This window comes from Pseudomonas sp. OVF7 (assembly GCF_030644265.1).
Classification (GTDB): Bacteria; Pseudomonadota; Gammaproteobacteria; order Pseudomonadales; family Pseudomonadaceae; genus Aquipseudomonas; species Aquipseudomonas gorinensis.
Genome location: NZ_CP128996.1, coordinates 825,392 through 840,808, shown reverse-complemented (window position 1 = coordinate 840,808; position 15,417 = coordinate 825,392). Strand labels below are relative to the sequence as shown.

General features: G+C 61.3%; 10 protein-coding genes. 7 read left to right on the top strand and 3 right to left on the bottom strand.

Features of this window, described 5'->3' with window-relative positions:
* Positions 1 to 29 precede the first annotated feature (29 nt).
* Positions 30 to 560, bottom strand: a complete 531-nt coding sequence (locus QU606_RS03795) for a bacterioferritin (RefSeq protein ID WP_024073123.1) — start codon at positions 558 to 560, stop codon at positions 30 to 32.
* 176 nt (positions 561 to 736) lie between these two features.
* On the opposite strand from QU606_RS03795, the gene QU606_RS03790 reads away from it, so the two are divergent.
* Entirely contained in the window at positions 737 to 1,627 is an 891-nt protein-coding gene (locus tag QU606_RS03790; protein ID WP_024073124.1) for a triacylglycerol lipase, read from the top strand.
* 24 nt (positions 1,628 to 1,651) lie between these two features.
* Here QU606_RS03790 and QU606_RS03785 read toward each other — a convergent pair whose 3' ends face one another.
* On the bottom strand, positions 1,652 to 2,539 hold the full coding sequence (locus tag QU606_RS03785; RefSeq protein ID WP_024073125.1) for a DMT family transporter: 888 nt from the start codon (positions 2,537 to 2,539) through the stop codon (positions 1,652 to 1,654).
* A gap of 97 nt (positions 2,540 to 2,636) precedes the next feature.
* Here QU606_RS03785 and QU606_RS03780 point away from each other — a divergent pair, with 97 nt between their 5' ends.
* The 3 genes from QU606_RS03780 to QU606_RS03770 all read left to right on the top strand — a co-directional run bounded on the left by QU606_RS03780 (position 2,637) and on the right by QU606_RS03770 (position 4,986).
* A complete protein-coding gene (locus QU606_RS03780; protein WP_304998125.1) occupies positions 2,637 to 3,425 on the top strand; it encodes a helix-turn-helix transcriptional regulator in 789 nt (262 codons plus the stop codon).
* A gap of 71 nt (positions 3,426 to 3,496) precedes the next feature.
* On the top strand, positions 3,497 to 3,796 hold the full coding sequence (locus QU606_RS03775) for a PsiF family protein (protein ID WP_024073127.1): 300 nt from the start codon (positions 3,497 to 3,499) through the stop codon (positions 3,794 to 3,796).
* A 176-nt stretch (positions 3,797 to 3,972) separates the two neighbouring features.
* Positions 3,973 to 4,986: an AI-2E family transporter gene (locus QU606_RS03770; RefSeq protein ID WP_024073128.1), complete on the top strand. Its 1,014-nt coding sequence runs from the start codon at positions 3,973 to 3,975 to the stop codon at positions 4,984 to 4,986.
* Positions 4,987 to 5,264: 278 nt separating this feature from the next.
* Here QU606_RS03770 and QU606_RS03765 read toward each other — a convergent pair whose 3' ends face one another.
* A complete protein-coding gene (locus QU606_RS03765; RefSeq protein ID WP_024073129.1) occupies positions 5,265 to 6,533 on the bottom strand; it encodes an Hsp70 family protein in 1,269 nt (422 codons plus the stop codon).
* 285 nt (positions 6,534 to 6,818) lie between these two features.
* Here QU606_RS03765 and cbpA point away from each other — a divergent pair, with 285 nt between their 5' ends.
* From cbpA to QU606_RS03750, 3 genes are all read left to right on the top strand, one after another.
* Positions 6,819 to 7,763, top strand: a complete 945-nt coding sequence (gene cbpA, locus QU606_RS03760) for a curved DNA-binding protein (RefSeq protein WP_024073130.1) — start codon at positions 6,819 to 6,821, stop codon at positions 7,761 to 7,763.
* Positions 7,764 to 7,845: 82 nt separating this feature from the next.
* Complete coding sequence (locus tag QU606_RS03755; RefSeq protein WP_069075159.1) at positions 7,846 to 8,265, top strand: hypothetical protein; 420 nt, start codon at positions 7,846 to 7,848, stop codon at positions 8,263 to 8,265.
* Positions 8,266 to 8,410: 145 nt separating this feature from the next.
* On the top strand, positions 8,411 to 15,409 hold the full coding sequence (locus tag QU606_RS03750; RefSeq protein WP_304998124.1) for an NEL-type E3 ubiquitin ligase domain-containing protein: 6,999 nt from the start codon (positions 8,411 to 8,413) through the stop codon (positions 15,407 to 15,409).
* Positions 15,410 to 15,417 lie beyond the last annotated feature (8 nt).

The window sequence follows — 15,417 nt, the reverse complement described above, 5'->3', positions numbered from 1 at the left end:
CTAAATGGCATTAGGGCTTGCCACAGGGGTTACAGGCTTTCCAGGATGTCGGCCATGTCATCGGCATGCTCTTCTTCCTGAGCCAGGATCTCTTCGAACAGGCGGCGCGTGGTCGGGTCTTTATCACCGATGTACTGGATGATCTCGCGGTAGCTGTCCACCGCAATCCGCTCGGCGACCAGGTCTTCGTAGACCATTTCCTTCAGCGTATTGCCGGCCACGTACTGCGCGTGGGAGTTTTTCGACAGCAGGTCCGGGTTGAACTCCGGTTCGCCGCCCAACTGCACGATGCGCTCGGCGAGTTTGTCGGCGTGTTCGGCTTCCTGGGTGGCGTGTTCGAGGAACTCCTCGGCGGCGATCTGGGCCTTGACGCCGCTGGCCATGAAGTAGTGGCGCTTGTAGCGCAGCACGCAGACCAGTTCAGTGGCCAGCGAGGCATTGAGCAGGCGAATGATCTCTTCGCGGTCGGCGTCGTAGCCCTCGGTCACGGCGCCGTTTTCGACGTTCTGGCGGGCGCGGCTGCGCAGGGTCGCAACGTCAGTCAGGTTTGCTTCAGTCATCTCAATCTCCTGGTGCTAATCCGGTTTTGCGCCACGCTCTGCTGGCGTGATCGCTCCCAGTTGTGAGTGCCGCGCAACGCAAAAAGTTTTATTGGATTTACTGGGCGGTGTCATCTGCTCGTCGCTGGATTGGGCTAGCCTGCGCCTATCCTGTATCGATCAAGGACGTTCGCCCCATGCCGCAGTCGTTAGCCACGCGTTACCCCTTGGTGTTGGTGCCCGGCATGCTCGGGTTCGTGCGCCTGGGGTGGTTTCCCTACTGGTATGGCATCGTCCCGGCGCTGCGGGCGGGTGGGGCGCAGGTGTTTGCGGTGCAGGTCGCGCCGCTGGATTCCAGCGAGGTGCGGGGTGAGCAGTTGCTGGCGCACATCGAGCGGATTCGCCGCGAGACCGGGGCCGATAAGGTCAACCTGATCGGCCACAGCCAGGGGGCGCTGACCGCGCGCTACGCGGCGGCCAGGGTGCCGGAGTGGGTGGCGTCGGTCACCTCGGTGGCCGGGCCCAACCACGGTTCGGAACTGGCCGACCATATCCACACCCATTACCCGGCGGAGAGCGTCAGGGGCCGGATCATGAGTGCCCTGTTCCATTGGGTCGCCTGGGTGATGGGTGTGCTGGAAACCGGCTATCGCGGGCCGCGCTTCAAGGCTGACTTGCACGCCTCGCACCATTCGCTCACCAGCGTCGGCGTGGCCGCGTTCAACCGTGCGTACCCCCAGGGCTTGCCAGCAACGTGGGGCGGGCAGGGGGCTGCCGAGGTCAATGGCGTGCGCTATTACTCGTGGTCCGGCACCTTGCAGCCGGGCAAGACCGACCGCGGGCGCAACCTGCTGGACGGGACGAATCGCAGCTGCCGCCTGTTCGCCCGCAGCTTCGTGCGCGAAAAGGGCCAGTGCGACGGCATGGTCGGGCGCTACAGCTCACACCTGGGCGTGGTGATCGGCGATGACTATGCGTTGGATCATTTCGATATCGTCAACCAGTCCCTGGGGCTGGTGGGCAAGGGGGCGGAGCCGATCCGGCTGTTCGTCGAGCATGCGCAGAGGCTCAAGGCGGCCGGGGTGTAGCAGGTGCGCCGCGAGAACCATCGCTCAGGCAGCGGCGCGTTGACGCCCGACCGGCGTGGTCCAGCGCTCCGACAAAATCACCCCGCCCAGGGTCAGCAAACCGCCCACCAGGTGATACAGCGCCAGCGCTTCTTTCAACACCAGCGCTGCGATCAGCGCGGTGATCAACGGCAGCAGGTTGAAAAACAGCGTCGTGCGGCTCGGCCCCAGGGTCTTCACCGAATGCATCCATGCCAGCGGCGCGAGCATCGAAGCCAGCAAGCACGCATACAGCACCAGCGGTATATTCGCCCAGCCCAGGCCGGCTTTGGCCGAGAACAGGAACAGCGGAAACAGCACCAGCACCGCCACCAGTACCTGCAAGTACAGCAACACCAACGGCGGCAGGCGCAGTTGCCACTTTTTCAGCAAGGTGCTGTAGACCGCGTAGGCCAGGGTCGCCACCAGCATCATGCCGTCGCCCAGGTTGACCCCGTGTTGCAGCAGCGCCCCCAGGCTGCCGGCCGATACCACCACCACTACGCCGGCGAACGACAGCAGCGCACCGGTGAGTGCGCCGAAGGTCAGGCGCTGGCCCAGGCTGATGATCGCGGCGGTCAGCGCCATCAACGGCATCAGGGACAGGATGATGCCCATGTTGGTGGCCGAGGTCAGGGTGGCGGCGTAATAGGCCAGGCTTTGGTACACGGCCATGCCCAGCACACCGAGGATGAAGATCTTGCCCAGGTTGCGGCGGATGATCGGCCACTGGGCAAGCACCGGCTTGAGCATGAACGGCGTGAAGAGCACGGCCGCCAGCAACCAGCGGTAAAAGCCGATTTCAGCCGGGAAGATCGAACCCACGGCCAATTTATTGACCACGGTGTTGCCGGCCCAGATAAAAATGGCCAGCAGGGGATACGCGTATTGCATCGAAAGAAACCAGGTGGGTTGATGAGGCAGGATTATCCCCTGTCTGGATCGAAGCCTATACTGCGATCCAGACAACCGACCTTTGTATCCAGACAATATGCCCAGACATACCGTACGCCTTGCGGATTTCCCCCGGCTGCCGAGCCCGGTGTACTTCCGCTACTCCGATTTCGCCCCCGATACTGAATGCACGCCGCACCGGCATTCCTGGGGCTCGCTGGATTACTCGGCCAGCGGGGTGATGCGTATGGAGGTGGCCGGCAACCGCTTTATGTCGCCGCCGCAATACGCCGTGTGGATACCGCCGAATACCGAACACAGCTCCTACAATGCCCAGGCGATTGTCTATCGCTCGGTGGGCCTGGCCCCACAACTCTGCGAGCAACTGCCCAAGCAGCCTTGCACCCTGGCGATCAGCGAGATACTCAAGGCCATCCTCAGTGACTTCGCCCTGCGAGACGTCAACATCCCCCTCAGCGAGGCGGATATCCGCCTGGCCCAGGTGCTGGTCGACCAGCTCAAGCAGGCGCCGATCCACGATTGCTTCCTGCCCTACGCGCGCCACCCTGGGCTGCTTGGCGTGCTCGAAGGCATGCAGGCGGAACCCGGCGACAACCGCCCCCTGGCGCAATGGGCCGAGCAGGTGCACGTGAGCGAACGCACCCTGGCGCGCCAGTTCGTGCGCGAGTTGGGCATGAGCTTTGGCGAATGGCGCCAGCGCCTGCGTTACCTCGCCGCCATCGAAGCCCTCGACAGCCAGCGCAGTGTGCAACACGTGGCGTTTGACCTGGGCTACAGCAGCGCCTCGGCGTTTATCGCGATGTTCCAACGCCAGGCCGGCTGCACGCCAGAGCAGTACCGGCGGACGAATATCCGCAGCCGATGAAGATGTAACAAGGTTTGGCTACACTGCTGGGTAGGCCGTGCCTCCCGGCACGGTAACAGGGAGAAAACTCCATGAAGATGCTGCGTATTCCGTTGTTGATGATGGGCCTGCTGCTGTGTTCCCAGGGCTTCGCTGCTACTGCCCAGCAAAACAAGATGACCACCTGCAATGCCGAAGCCACCACCAAGACGCTCAAGGGCGATGAGCGCAAGGCGTTCATGAAAACCTGCCTGTCGGCGCCGGCGGCCAATGACGCGAAGACGCTTACGCCGCAGCAGCAGAAGATGAAGGATTGCAATGCGGACGCCAAGACCAAAGCCTTGACCGGTGATGCGCGCAAAACCTTTATGAGTACCTGCCTGAAGAAATAATAGCCCCAGGCCATAGAAGGCTGCGACACTCGCACACAGCCCCCTGTAGGAGCGAGCTTGCTCGCGAAGAACGCAATGGCCCCGCGTTTATTCAGAGTAAACGCGTTATCGTTGGCGACCTTCGCGAGCAAGCTCGCTCCTACAACATCCTTTAACGCAGTTCGTTTTGAGGCTGTATGCCAACGTTTTCTCAGCGTCACGTGTTATTGCTGGCCAGCTACATCATCATTTTCGGCGGGTTGTTGCTGGTATTGCCGCTGAAGTTGTTGCCCAGCCTGCTGGCCGGCCTGTTGGTCTTTGAACTGGTCAATATGCTCACCCCCCAACTGCAACGGCTGATCGAAGGCCGGCGCGCGCGCTGGCTGGCGGTGGCGTTGCTCGGCACCCTGATTGTCAGCGTGCTGGCCCTGATCTTCGCCGGCGCTATCAGCTTCCTGCTCCACGAGGCGGAAAACCCTGGGGCCTCCCTCGATAAATTCATGGGTGTGGTCGATCGCGCGCGCGGCCAGTTGCCGCCGTTTCTCGATGCCTACCTGCCTGCCAGCGCGGCTGAATTCCGCGTGGCGATTGGCGATTGGTTGAGCAAGCACCTGAGCGAACTGCAACTGGTCGGCAAAGACGCCGCCCACATGTTCGTCACCCTGTTGATCGGCATGGTGCTCGGCGCGATCATCGCGCTGCAGCGCGTGCCCGACGTGACCAAACGCAAACCCCTGGCCGCCGTGCTGTTCGACCGTCTGCACCTGTTGGTCCAGGCGTTTCGCAATATCGTCTTCGCGCAGATCAAGATCGCCGCGCTGAACACCGTGTTCACCGCGGTGTTCCTGGCCGTGGTGCTGCCCCTGTGTGGCATCCACCTGCCGCTGACCAAGACCCTGATCGTGCTGACCTTCCTGCTCGGCCTGCTGCCGGTGATCGGCAACCTGATGTCCAACACCCTGATCACCATCGTCGCGCTGTCGCTGTCGATCTGGGTGGCGGTAGCGGCGCTGGGGTATTTGATCGTGATCCACAAGGTCGAGTACTTCCTCAACGCGCGTATCGTCGGCGGGCAGATCAGTGCCAAGTCGTGGGAGTTGTTGTTGGCGATGCTGGTGTTTGAAGCCGCGTTCGGTTTGCCGGGCGTGGTGGCAGGACCGATTTACTACGCGTATTTGAAGAGCGAATTGAAGCTCGGCGGGATGGTTTGAAGGTGGGAGGGGAAGGGGCAACACTGTAATTGTGGCGAGCAGGCTGGCCTGTGGCGCGCGGGCTTGCTGTGGTGAGCGGGCTTGTTGTGGCGAGCGGGCTTGCCCCGCGTTGGGGCTGCGAAGCGGCCCCAAAACCAGGCAGCGCGGTGTGTCAGTTAAAAACACATCGCCTGTAATGGGGCCGCTTCGCGCCCCAACGCGGGGCAAGCCCGCTCGCCACAACAAGCCCGCTCGCCACAACGCTGCGTCGAAGAGGGAGTGGGTGAGATCGGTGGCGGTCAGCAGCCGTAACGCTTGCTGGCCTCGATCGCCAAGCCACTGCCGATGCTGCCAAAGATATTCCCTTCCACATGCCGCGCATTCGGCAACATCGCCGAGATGCTGTGGCGCAGCGCCGGAATGCCGCTGGAGCCGCCGGTAAAGAACACCGTGTCCACCTGGGCCACGTCCACCGAAGCGTCATTGAGCAATTGGGTGACGCTGTTACGCACGCGCTCCAGCAAGCCATCGATGGCCGATTCGAACAAGCTGCGGCTCAGGTCCACGCTCAGTCCTGGCTCAACCCGGTCGAGCAGCACATGGCGGCTGTCTTCGTGGGTCAGCTGGATCTTGGTTTCTTCCACTTCCATCGCCAGCCAATGCCCGGCGCGCTGTTCGATCAGCTTGAACAGGCGGTCGATGCCGCCGGTGTCTTCGATGTCGTAGCGCATGCTGCCCAGGGCCAGCTGGGATTTTTGCGAGTACACCGAGTTGATGGTGTGCCAGGTGGCCAGGTTCATGTGGTGGCTGGTGGGCATGTAGGCCCCGCTCTTCATCCGGCTGCCATAGCCGAACAACGGCATCATGCCGGCGAGCGAGAGTTGCTTGTCGAAGTCGGTACCGCCGATGTGTACGCCGCCGGTGGCGAGGATGTCATCGTGGCGGTTGTCATTGTGACGGCGATCGGGCGACAGGCGCACCAGCGAGAAGTCAGAGGTACCCCCGCCGATGTCGACAATCAGCACCAGCTCTTCTTTTTCAATGGTGGACTCGTAGTCGAAGGCCGCCGCGATCGGTTCGTACTGGAACGAGATGTCCTTGAAGCCGATCTTGCGTGCCACGTCCACCAGGGTGTTTTCCGCTTCCTGGTCGGCCATCGGGTCGTCATCGACGAAGAACACCGGGCGCCCCAGCACCACCTCTTCGAACTCACGGCCGGCGGTAGCTTCCGCGCGGCTCTTGAGCTGGCCGATAAACAGCGCCAGCAGGTCGGTGAACGGCATGGCCGTGCCGAGCACGCTGGTGTCGTGCTTGATCAGCTTGGAACCCAGCAGGCTCTTGAGCGAGCGCATCAGCCGGCCTTCGTAGTTTTCCAGGTATTCATGCAGGGCCAGGCGCCCGTAGACCGGGCGGCGCTCCTCGAAGTTGAAGAACACCACCGACGGCAAGGTGATCTTGTCGTCCTCCAGCGCGATAAGCGTCTCCTCGCCGGGGCGGATCCAGCCGACGGTGGAGTTGGACGTGCCAAAGTCGATGCCGCAGGCACGGGCTGGGGATGGGTTTTCCATGTCTATCGGGTTCCGGTTGAAAAACGGCCGCGCAGTGTATGCCACCCGCGTGCAGATGCGTAGGCCGACTATCTGTTAAATAGCGGGCACTGCGCCTTGAAAGACCAGGGTTCGTCCCCAACTTGTCCAGCATACGGTCGGTGGGTGCAAGGATATTCGTGCACTGCCGATAAACTTCTACGCACCCATCGGCTTGGGATTGAGATCAGTCAATTCAAACGCTGCAATCCGGCGCATGCTGTGCCGCTGGCTGTGCGAAATCGATCACGGAGGGTGACCCCCCAGATGGACTTTAAAGACTATTACAAGATTCTTGGCGTAGAGCCGACGGCGGACGACAAGGCGATCAAGGCGGCCTATCGCAAGCTGGCGCGCAAATATCACCCGGACGTGAGCAAGGAAAAGGACGCTGAAGCCAAGTTCAAGGATGCGTCCGAGGCCTATGAAGCGCTGAAAAGTGCCGACAAGCGCGCCGAATACGACGAGTTGCGCAAATACGGCCAGCATGGCCAGCCGTTCCAGGGCCCGCCAGGCTGGCAGAGCCGTGGCGGTTTTGGCGGTGGCCAGGGCACCGAGGACTTCTCCGACTTCTTCAGCTCGATCTTTGGCGGCCGTGGCGATGCCTTCGGCGGTGGCCAGCGCCGCAGTGCCGGGCGCAAGGGCCAGGACGTGGAGATGCAATTGTCGGTGTTTCTCGAGGAAACGCTGTCCACCGAGTCCAAGCAGATCAGCTTCCAGGTACCGCAATACGACGCCTCGGGGCGGCACGTCAGCAACACCACCAAGAGCCTGAACGTGAAGATCCCCGCCGGCGTGGCCGACGGTGAGCGCATCCGCCTCAAGGGCCAGGGCGCGCCGGGTGTTGGCGGTGGCGCCAACGGTGACCTGTACCTGATCATCAAGTTTGCACCGCACCCCAAATTTGAGGTGGAAGGCGAAAACCTGGTGATCACCGTGCCGGTAGCGCCTTGGGAGCTGGCGCTGGGTACCGAGGTGGCCGTGCCAACCCTGACCGGCAAGATCAACCTCAAGGTGCCCGCCGGCAGCCAGAACGGCCAGCGCATGCGCGCCAAGGGCCATGGCTTGCTGAACAAAAGCGGGCAGCGCGGTTACCTGTTTATCCAACTGAAGGTGGTGATGCCTAAAGACGCCGATGACGAGGTCAAGGCCTTGTGGCAGGCACTCGCTGACAAAGCCGCTTTCGAACCGCGCAAAACCTGGAGTCACTGACCCGGCACCTGCCCTGCATAGTTAAGGCCCGGTCTTTGTGGGTCATGAATAAGCTCCTCATTTCTCATTGAGGTACTGGTTCATGGCCCATGCTCAACCCCCGCTTCCTCCGGGAGATCAGGGGCAGCACTATGCAACGCTCGTCTCCCTCATACCGCAGGCGCTGGTAAAGGCTTCGCCTCCCCAACGTACGGCGTTGCGCGCTATAGACCCCAAGCTCCCCGCTGGGTACACCAGCGCAACCCAGCAGCAAAAAGACGCGCTCAAGACCTATGTCGACGCCAGTTGGACCTCATTGGTCCAAGGGGAAACGCAGATGGCGAAGATCCAGACGGTTGTGGCGTTCGCCAAGCCGCTGCTGGAAGCAGCCCTCAAGCGTCCCGGCCAGGTGATGACGGACGAACAATACTATGCAGACATCCTGATCTTGGATGAGGAAAGAAAAACCATACTGCGCAGGCTCTGTGACCAGGCGATGGGGCGTACCGCCAGCGTTGCCTAGTGTGCTCGACGCCCTGTACGCCCGGTGTGCGTTCACTGACCAGATGCGCACACCGATCGCCTGAGATGCGGTAGCTATACAGTCCACCCACACTGGGTCGTTCGATAGGCTGAGGGCTTCGGCTAACCCTCAAGGACGATCCACCATGTCAACACCCGTCATATCCTCCACCCTCCCCGAAGGCACGTTCACCACGGACCTTCGGGGTGTTCATTACGATTTTCTCAAAGACCGCGTACCCACCTGGTTCAACCAGGCCATCCCGTACCGACAGGAAGAACTCGGCAACCATGAAATGCACCAGCTACCCTCCTGGTATCGGACAGCTTCGCCTGACGCCAGGGCCCGGCTGGCAGACAGCCACAGCACCTTTCGTGAAACGCTGAACACGATCGAAAACAGCCTGGGGAGCATCACCGACATTCTGGCGTTTGCCGAGCAGCCGCTCAAAGAGGCGATCAAGCGAACCTTCAACCTGGACCTGGATGTCAGAAGCGTCTACTTCGCGCGCAAATATGCGTATCCACGAGGGCGTACAGACCTCTATGGTTTTTTTGCCTTCGAGCAACAGAACGATCCGACGCTGAGCTACCGGTATCGCGCTGTCTCCCTGCTGGAGGCCGCCCTGGCCAATTTCGAGCCCGGCGAAGAACGAGCCCCCTCCTGTCACGACTGCCAGATCATTACCACCTTCGGCGCGTATGACGGCGAGATTATCCCGACGTTCGATGCGCTCAGCGAACAGGCCGTGGCCATCGCCCCTCATGCGTTTGCCGCGCTGTGCCGGACGTTGGATCTGGGCGCGCGGTATCAAAAACACCTCAAGGAAATATTGACCCCCACAGGGAACGCCGAGCGCTCCGCACTGATGCAGCAACTGCAAACCCATCAGCGTCAACAGCTGGCGCTGAGCGGCGAGATCGCGAACCTTCAATTTGCCCTTCGCCCTGGCACCCGCCGGGTTGAATCGGGCATCAGTGCCGATGCCTACCGCATGCTCAAGCAAGTGCTTGCCGACCCGTCCGGCGCGACCTTGGACGGCCGCCCCGTCACGTTCGCGGCATTGAAAATCTTTGGGGTGTCCTTGATCGGGCCCTTGTTGATCGGGCCCGACCGTCAAAGCAGTCGCAGGGTTGAGCGCCTGCTGGCATACATCCCCAATGACCCGCTGCAACCGCTCAAGGAGTATGCATCGGGTGCCGACTTCATGGCTGATCTGAGGTCGCGCTTGCACAGTGCGTCCTATCGCCGGTTCTTCAGTCGGTTTATCCCGCAGCGCGAACAGTGGGCGTTCTTTAAACAGTTCAACCGGTTGTACCAGCCTGCCAGCAACGGCAACCCGGCCACCGATTACCCGCTCAAGCCTGAGCCCGCGCGGTTGCGTTTGGAAGAGACGCCCCTTACCGCCGCGCTGTGGGAGCAGCAGGTCCAGGCCTTCATCAACAAGGTGTTCGACGATGCCAGGGCGGTCGCCGTGCCCACCGGAGACGAGGACCGCAAGGCCCGCACGGAGCGTTTAGAGGGCTATCTCGATGCGGTGCTCAGCTTTTTGAACGTGGCCGCCTTTGTTGTGCCGGGGCTGGGCCCGATCATGCTGGCGGTGGGCGCGGCGCAGATGTGTTCCGACGTATTCGAAGGGATCGAAGCGGCTGAACAGGGCGATACCCGGGCGATGTGGGCACATTTTTCCTCCGTGGCGCTCAATGCCGCGTTCTTTGCCGCCGGGTCCCAGGTAGTGCCCAGGATCAAGTTCGTGAGCATGTTGGATAATTTCAAACCGGTCACGATGCCCTCGGGAAAAAGGATGTTGTGGAAGGCTGACCTCGGGCCCTATGAGTCCACGGTCACTCTTGCGCCGCAGTCCAAGGCCAACGAGATTGGCCTGCACCAGCACCATGGCCGGACGGTGCTTGCGCTGGAGGGCAAGCACTACCAGGTCAGGCAAGACGCGGATACCGGGCAATACCGTATCCAGCACCCGACCCGGCCCGATGCCTATGCGCCGAAACTGGAGCATAACCACCAAGGTGCCTGGAGCCATGAAGTCGAAGAGCCGCTGACGTGGGACGAGCCGACGCTGTTGCGGCGCCTGGGGCTTGCCGAGTCATCGGACCAGGTACGTATCAGTGGGGTCGAGCCGCAAACACTGCGTGAAACCTTCGTCAATCATGAGCCTGTTCCCCTGACCCTGGAGGAAACCCTCAAGCGATTTGAGATCCATCAGACGCTCACCACGTTTGTTGAGCAGATGCGTAGCAGCGATCCACTCGTTTATGCGAAGGCTGATCCGGTGTTGCAGCTGCAAAGCATGCAGCGCTACAGCCTGTTGCCCGAGACGCCGCTGCTTCGCGTATTGGACAGCGACGCCAATGTGCTGTGGGAAGGCGACGGCCCTGCATCAACCGACAGGCGAATGGTGGTGCTCAGCCAGGGCAACGTGGATCGGGGCGAATTGCTTAACGAGGTGCTGTACACGTTGCAAGGTGTCGATGCGGACCTGCCGGGTATTCCTGGCAGCGCCCAGGACCCGTTGCATGCCCGGGCCAGCCAACTGCGGCGATTCATTGCCGACAAGGTGGATGCCATCAAGGGTTCGATGGTGAATGAGCGCTACAAAGCCTTGACCCGTACGGATGACCCCGATGTTCAGCGGGTGCAGGCGGACTTCCCCGCCCTCTCGACCCCCGTGGCCACCCAACTGCTGGAAAACCTGAGCGCCGAGGCGTTGCAGCGTTTTCGCGGCAGCGGTCGCTTGCCTGAGGCCGTGGTTGAACAGGCCAAATGGTTTGAGCAGGAAGCGCGTGTCGCCCGTGCCTATGAAGGGCTGCACCTGGACACGCTGACGGACCTCGACAGCCAACGGTTGGCCTTGCGTACCCTCGAAACCCTGCCGGGGTGGCGGCGAGGAACGCGAGTGGAACTGCGCCAATATTCGGCGCAGGGCCCGATACTGGATGCCATCGGCTCCCCAGATGCGTTGCCCGCCAGGACGTTGGTCATCCAGAAAGACGATCGGTTTTCGGCGGGGGATTTTTACACCGCTGCCTGGGAAATCATGTCGCCGGGCGAGCGCCAAGCCATGGGGTTTAGCGAGGCGTCTCAATTGAAGCCGGCGATCCAGCAATCCCCGCTGTCGCGCCAGCGCCTGCGCACTGTGTTGCTGGAACATCCGGTCCGCAAGCCGGCGTTTGATCCGTCGATGCGTGCAGTGGGCGGCGGCCCGGGCTTTCGGCAACTGTTGAAAAAAACCACACAGGCTTTCCGTTCTCCCGAAGCGCGCGTTCGCACGCTGTTTCCTTCGTTCACTGACGAACAGGTTATCGAGTTCATTCAGTCATTGGGCACGGATGTATCGGCTGGGCTGGCTCGCCGCGAGGCGGAATTCGAAACCCTGGATAAGACGCTCAAGGCGTGGGTCAAGGAAAACACCCCGCAACTGGCGATTACCGCATTTGATCGTAACGGTGGCATGGCCGGTCGTACTGCCAATGACATCCGGCGTTGCTGGCGCCGGGAGACGGGGCCGGCGTTAACCCTGACGTATGGCCGGGGGACAACGTTGCCGGCATTGAGCGGGGACTTCAGTCATGTCCAAACGCTCGAACTCGCCGGTTTCAGGGGCGCAAGCAACGTAGACACGCTGCTCAAGAATTTTACCGCGTTGAAAAGCTTGAGCGTGCGCAACTGCCAGCTTGCCGAGGTTCCCCTGGCAATCGATGCCATGCCAGGCCTGACCTCCCTGAGCCTGGAGACCAATCGAATTCGGCTGACCGCCCAAAGCGCAGCGAGGCTGAGTGCGCTCACCACGCTTGAGGAACTGAATCTGCAAGGCAACCCGCTGGGCGTGACGCCGGATTTCAGCGGCATGCTCCAGCTGAAAAGGTTGAATTTAATGCTGACGCAACTGGAGCAATGGCCAACGGGGTTGCACAACCAGACCTCATTGGAAATCGTCAACCTCAGCCGTAACCGGTTGCAAGAAGTCCCCCAGGCCAACCTGAATCCGCCACCTGAGCAGCTTGCGGCGATTGCCCGGATCAATCGCGTGACGCTGCTGGATCACAATGCGTTTCCTGAAGACTACTGGCAACAATTTGACAGCTACTGGAAACGACTGGGAGAAAACCGGCCCGATTTACTCCCCGGTGGGCTTAATGAGGCGTTTGACAGCGGCAACCCCAGGGTGGGCATTGTGCGCAAAATGTACCCAGGCTATGGCGTTCAAAAGGCCCGGGAATTTATCTGGAACCTGGGCCCTGGGGCAGACGCCGAGCTGGCCAGGCTTGAGCAAGCGTTTGATGTCCTCCAGGCTCAACTCAATGCCTGGGCATTCTCGGGAGGTGGCGCGTATCAGCGGTATGCCCGCCCAGGTGAGCGGAACCTCAATACAGTGGCGCACCGGGCGCGGCGCGAAGCTCAGCAGCGGATCTTGAGCTGCTGGAGACAGGAGACCCCTCAGATGCTGGCCAACGACGGCACCCGGATTGGCCTGGAACTGGACCTCAGTGGCTTGGGTTTGCCGAGCTTGCCCGACCTTGACGTGGACTTCAGTCATGTCGGTTCGCTCAAGCTGAGCAATATGGGCCTGAGCGCTTCTCCCGAGGGGTTTCTGTCGCGGTTCCGCGGGGTGCGCTGGCTGGACCTGTCAGGCAACCAGCTGCGCGAACTCCCGCCTGCGCTGGGCGAGATGCGTGGGTTGACCCGTTTGTTCTTGCACAACAACAGGATTCGCTTGAGCCCGGAGACGGCCAGGATGTTGTCCGAGCGCGTGTCCCTCAGAGCCTTGATCATCCATGACAATGACCTGCGCCTGTCGCCCGATTTCAGCCAGATAACGGATATGCGCTCGCTCAGCATGGCGCGCGCAGGTCTTGAGACATGGCCGAGCGGTTTGGCCGAACAGCCGCTGCTGGACCGGATAGACCTGTCTGGCAACCGCATGACGACGATACCGGCGTCCGTCATTGCGCCGCCAGACGAACGCCTGGCGCAAACCGCCCGGGTCAATAACGTGACGCATGCGAACGACAACCCCTGGACGGATGCCACGCTGCAACAAGTGCGCGACTACGGCCAGCGACTTGAACGGGCGGGGCTGGCATCGCCCGGTAACCCCAACCGCCTGGTGGCCACGGCTTCTGCCGAGGTGAGCCGCGTCGCCACCGCGGCTCGGCCCGATGCACCGTTTCGGCGCTGGGCGGCGGGGTTGACCGAAGAGCAAATAGCCAGCCGAAAAGCCCAGTGGGACAGCCTGCGAGGGCAGGCCGGGGCCGATGGGTTCTTCGAGGTGCTCAGGGACCTGCAAGCGGGCGCCGCTGAGCATGAGGATCTTCAGCGCCGGGTGTGGGACGTGATAGATACCGTCAGCGCACACTCCGCCGAGTCTGAAAGCCTGCGCGAGCAGATGTTCGAATGGGCAGGCAGGGCGACGTGTTGCGATCGTGCGGCTTTGTCCTTCAGTAATCTGGAAATCATGGCAATGGTCTACAAGGCGCGGGCCCAGGCCCTGGATTCGACCCAGGGCGAGGTCTTGTCGACATTGTCCAGAGGCCTGTTTCGTCTGGACCAGGTTGAGAAGGTCGCCTTGAACGATATCGATCAACGTAGAACCGCCATTAACAACTCGAACCTGACGCCTGATCAGAAAACCCAGCAGTTGGAAAAACTGGAAGAAGTCGAAATAAGGCTGGCCTATCGGTATGGCCTCAAGGATCGGCTGCAGTTGCCGGGGCAGCCGCAACATGCGCGGTTCATCGGCCTTGGAAAGGTTACCCAGGCGATGCTGGACGCTGCTTATGAACGCATCGTGGCACTGGATAACTCACCCGAGGAGTTTCAAGCGCTGCTGTCCAGAGACTTCTGGCAGGACTATGTGACCCATAAATACCGCTCGCGATTCGAGGCGCAAAGCAAACCTTATCAAGACGAACTCGCCGTTTTGTTCGATAGATATACCGAGGGGAGTTTGTCGACCCACGCCTATGAGCGCCGGGCCCAAGAGCTGCAAGCGCGGCTGGTGATTGACGACGGCATGTTGATTGATGCGCTGACCCGCGAAGAGATCGTTACCCGCCCGATGGCGTCGGGAGATCTTGAAGCGCTGGTGGAGCCCGCTCCCGGCAGCTTGGCGGTGTTGGCGCTGTCGCAGGCACGCCCCATTGAGTTCGAGGGCAAGCGCTATTTTATTGCGAGCATGCCGGATGCCGGTGATGGGCAGTATTACCTGTTGAGGGTGCAGAGCCGGAGCAACCCCTACGAGCTGGTCAGCAGCGGGATTGTCGCCAAGCCTGACGTAGCCGGCGTTTGGAGACGTAGAGGCGAGACCGGCGGGGGCGGGACAGGCGCGTCTGGCGAGGCGCATGCCACCGTACCGGAGTCGATACCGATGGTGCCCTACACGGCGGGCGAACTCAGCTTCATGCGGCGGGACGTTCACTTCACCACCCAGCAAAACAAGTTGGGTAGCTATAACCGCGCCAACAACGGCAAGTATCCCCTCCGGGACCTGCAGGGCCGACCCGTTCGCATTCGAAGCCTGCAGACGCAGGTCAAAATGCCTTCAGGTCACACCTATACGTCCACGCCAATCAAACCCTATATCAAGTTTGAAGGGTTTGAGGCGGTAGGGGCGCTTTATGAAGAGAAACTGCGGTGGCGAACGTTCACTGCCGAGGATGTGAAAGTCCCTGGAGAAGCCGCGTTGGTCGGGCAGTCCATGGTGGTTGCCAACCGGCCCATTGCCAAAGGAGAAATCGTGGGGGTGTACGGCGGGGTGATTTTACCGCGCAGTTTGTCTGTGGCCTCGGAGGGGACATTCGGCATGGTCGTCGGCACGGCAAAAGTCGTTGAGGGTGGCACCTTCCATACCGTACCGCTCTTTATCGAGGGCGACTCCATCATTTCCAGAATCAACACCCATTTCGAATATGACGCCGATGGCAAACCTGTTCGACAGGCAGCGGGCGGTTACAACGTGGAGTCCGTGCCTTTCGCGGTAGAGGCCGAGCACGCGACCAGCCGTCCAGGCGTGAGGACCAACTATGTGCTCAATGCTGTGTTTGCCACTGAAGACATTCCGGCGGGTGTCGAGTTGCGACTGAACTACGAATATACGGAGGCGATGATCAAAACCAAGTTTGCGTGACTCTGCCT

Bases quoted from the DNA above. Each gene is read 5' to 3' on its own strand.
- QU606_RS03750 (WP_304998124.1), top strand. From the start codon at position 8,411: ATGTCAACACCCGTCATATCCTCCACCCTCCCCGAAGGCACGTTCACC.
- QU606_RS03775 (WP_024073127.1), top strand. From the start codon at position 3,497: ATGAAGATGCTGCGTATTCCGTTGTTGATGATGGGCCTGCTGCTGTGT.
- QU606_RS03765 (WP_024073129.1), bottom strand. From the start codon at position 6,533: ATGGAAAACCCATCCCCAGCCCGTGCCTGCGGCATCGACTTTGGCACG.
- QU606_RS03770 (WP_024073128.1), top strand. From the start codon at position 3,973: ATGCCAACGTTTTCTCAGCGTCACGTGTTATTGCTGGCCAGCTACATC.
- QU606_RS03780 (WP_304998125.1), top strand. From the start codon at position 2,637: ATGCCCAGACATACCGTACGCCTTGCGGATTTCCCCCGGCTGCCGAGC.
- cbpA (WP_024073130.1), top strand. From the start codon at position 6,819: ATGGACTTTAAAGACTATTACAAGATTCTTGGCGTAGAGCCGACGGCG.
- QU606_RS03755 (WP_069075159.1), top strand. From the start codon at position 7,846: ATGGCCCATGCTCAACCCCCGCTTCCTCCGGGAGATCAGGGGCAGCAC.
- QU606_RS03790 (WP_024073124.1), top strand. From the start codon at position 737: ATGCCGCAGTCGTTAGCCACGCGTTACCCCTTGGTGTTGGTGCCCGGC.
- QU606_RS03785 (WP_024073125.1), bottom strand. From the start codon at position 2,539: ATGCAATACGCGTATCCCCTGCTGGCCATTTTTATCTGGGCCGGCAAC.
- QU606_RS03795 (WP_024073123.1), bottom strand. From the start codon at position 560: ATGACTGAAGCAAACCTGACTGACGTTGCGACCCTGCGCAGCCGCGCC.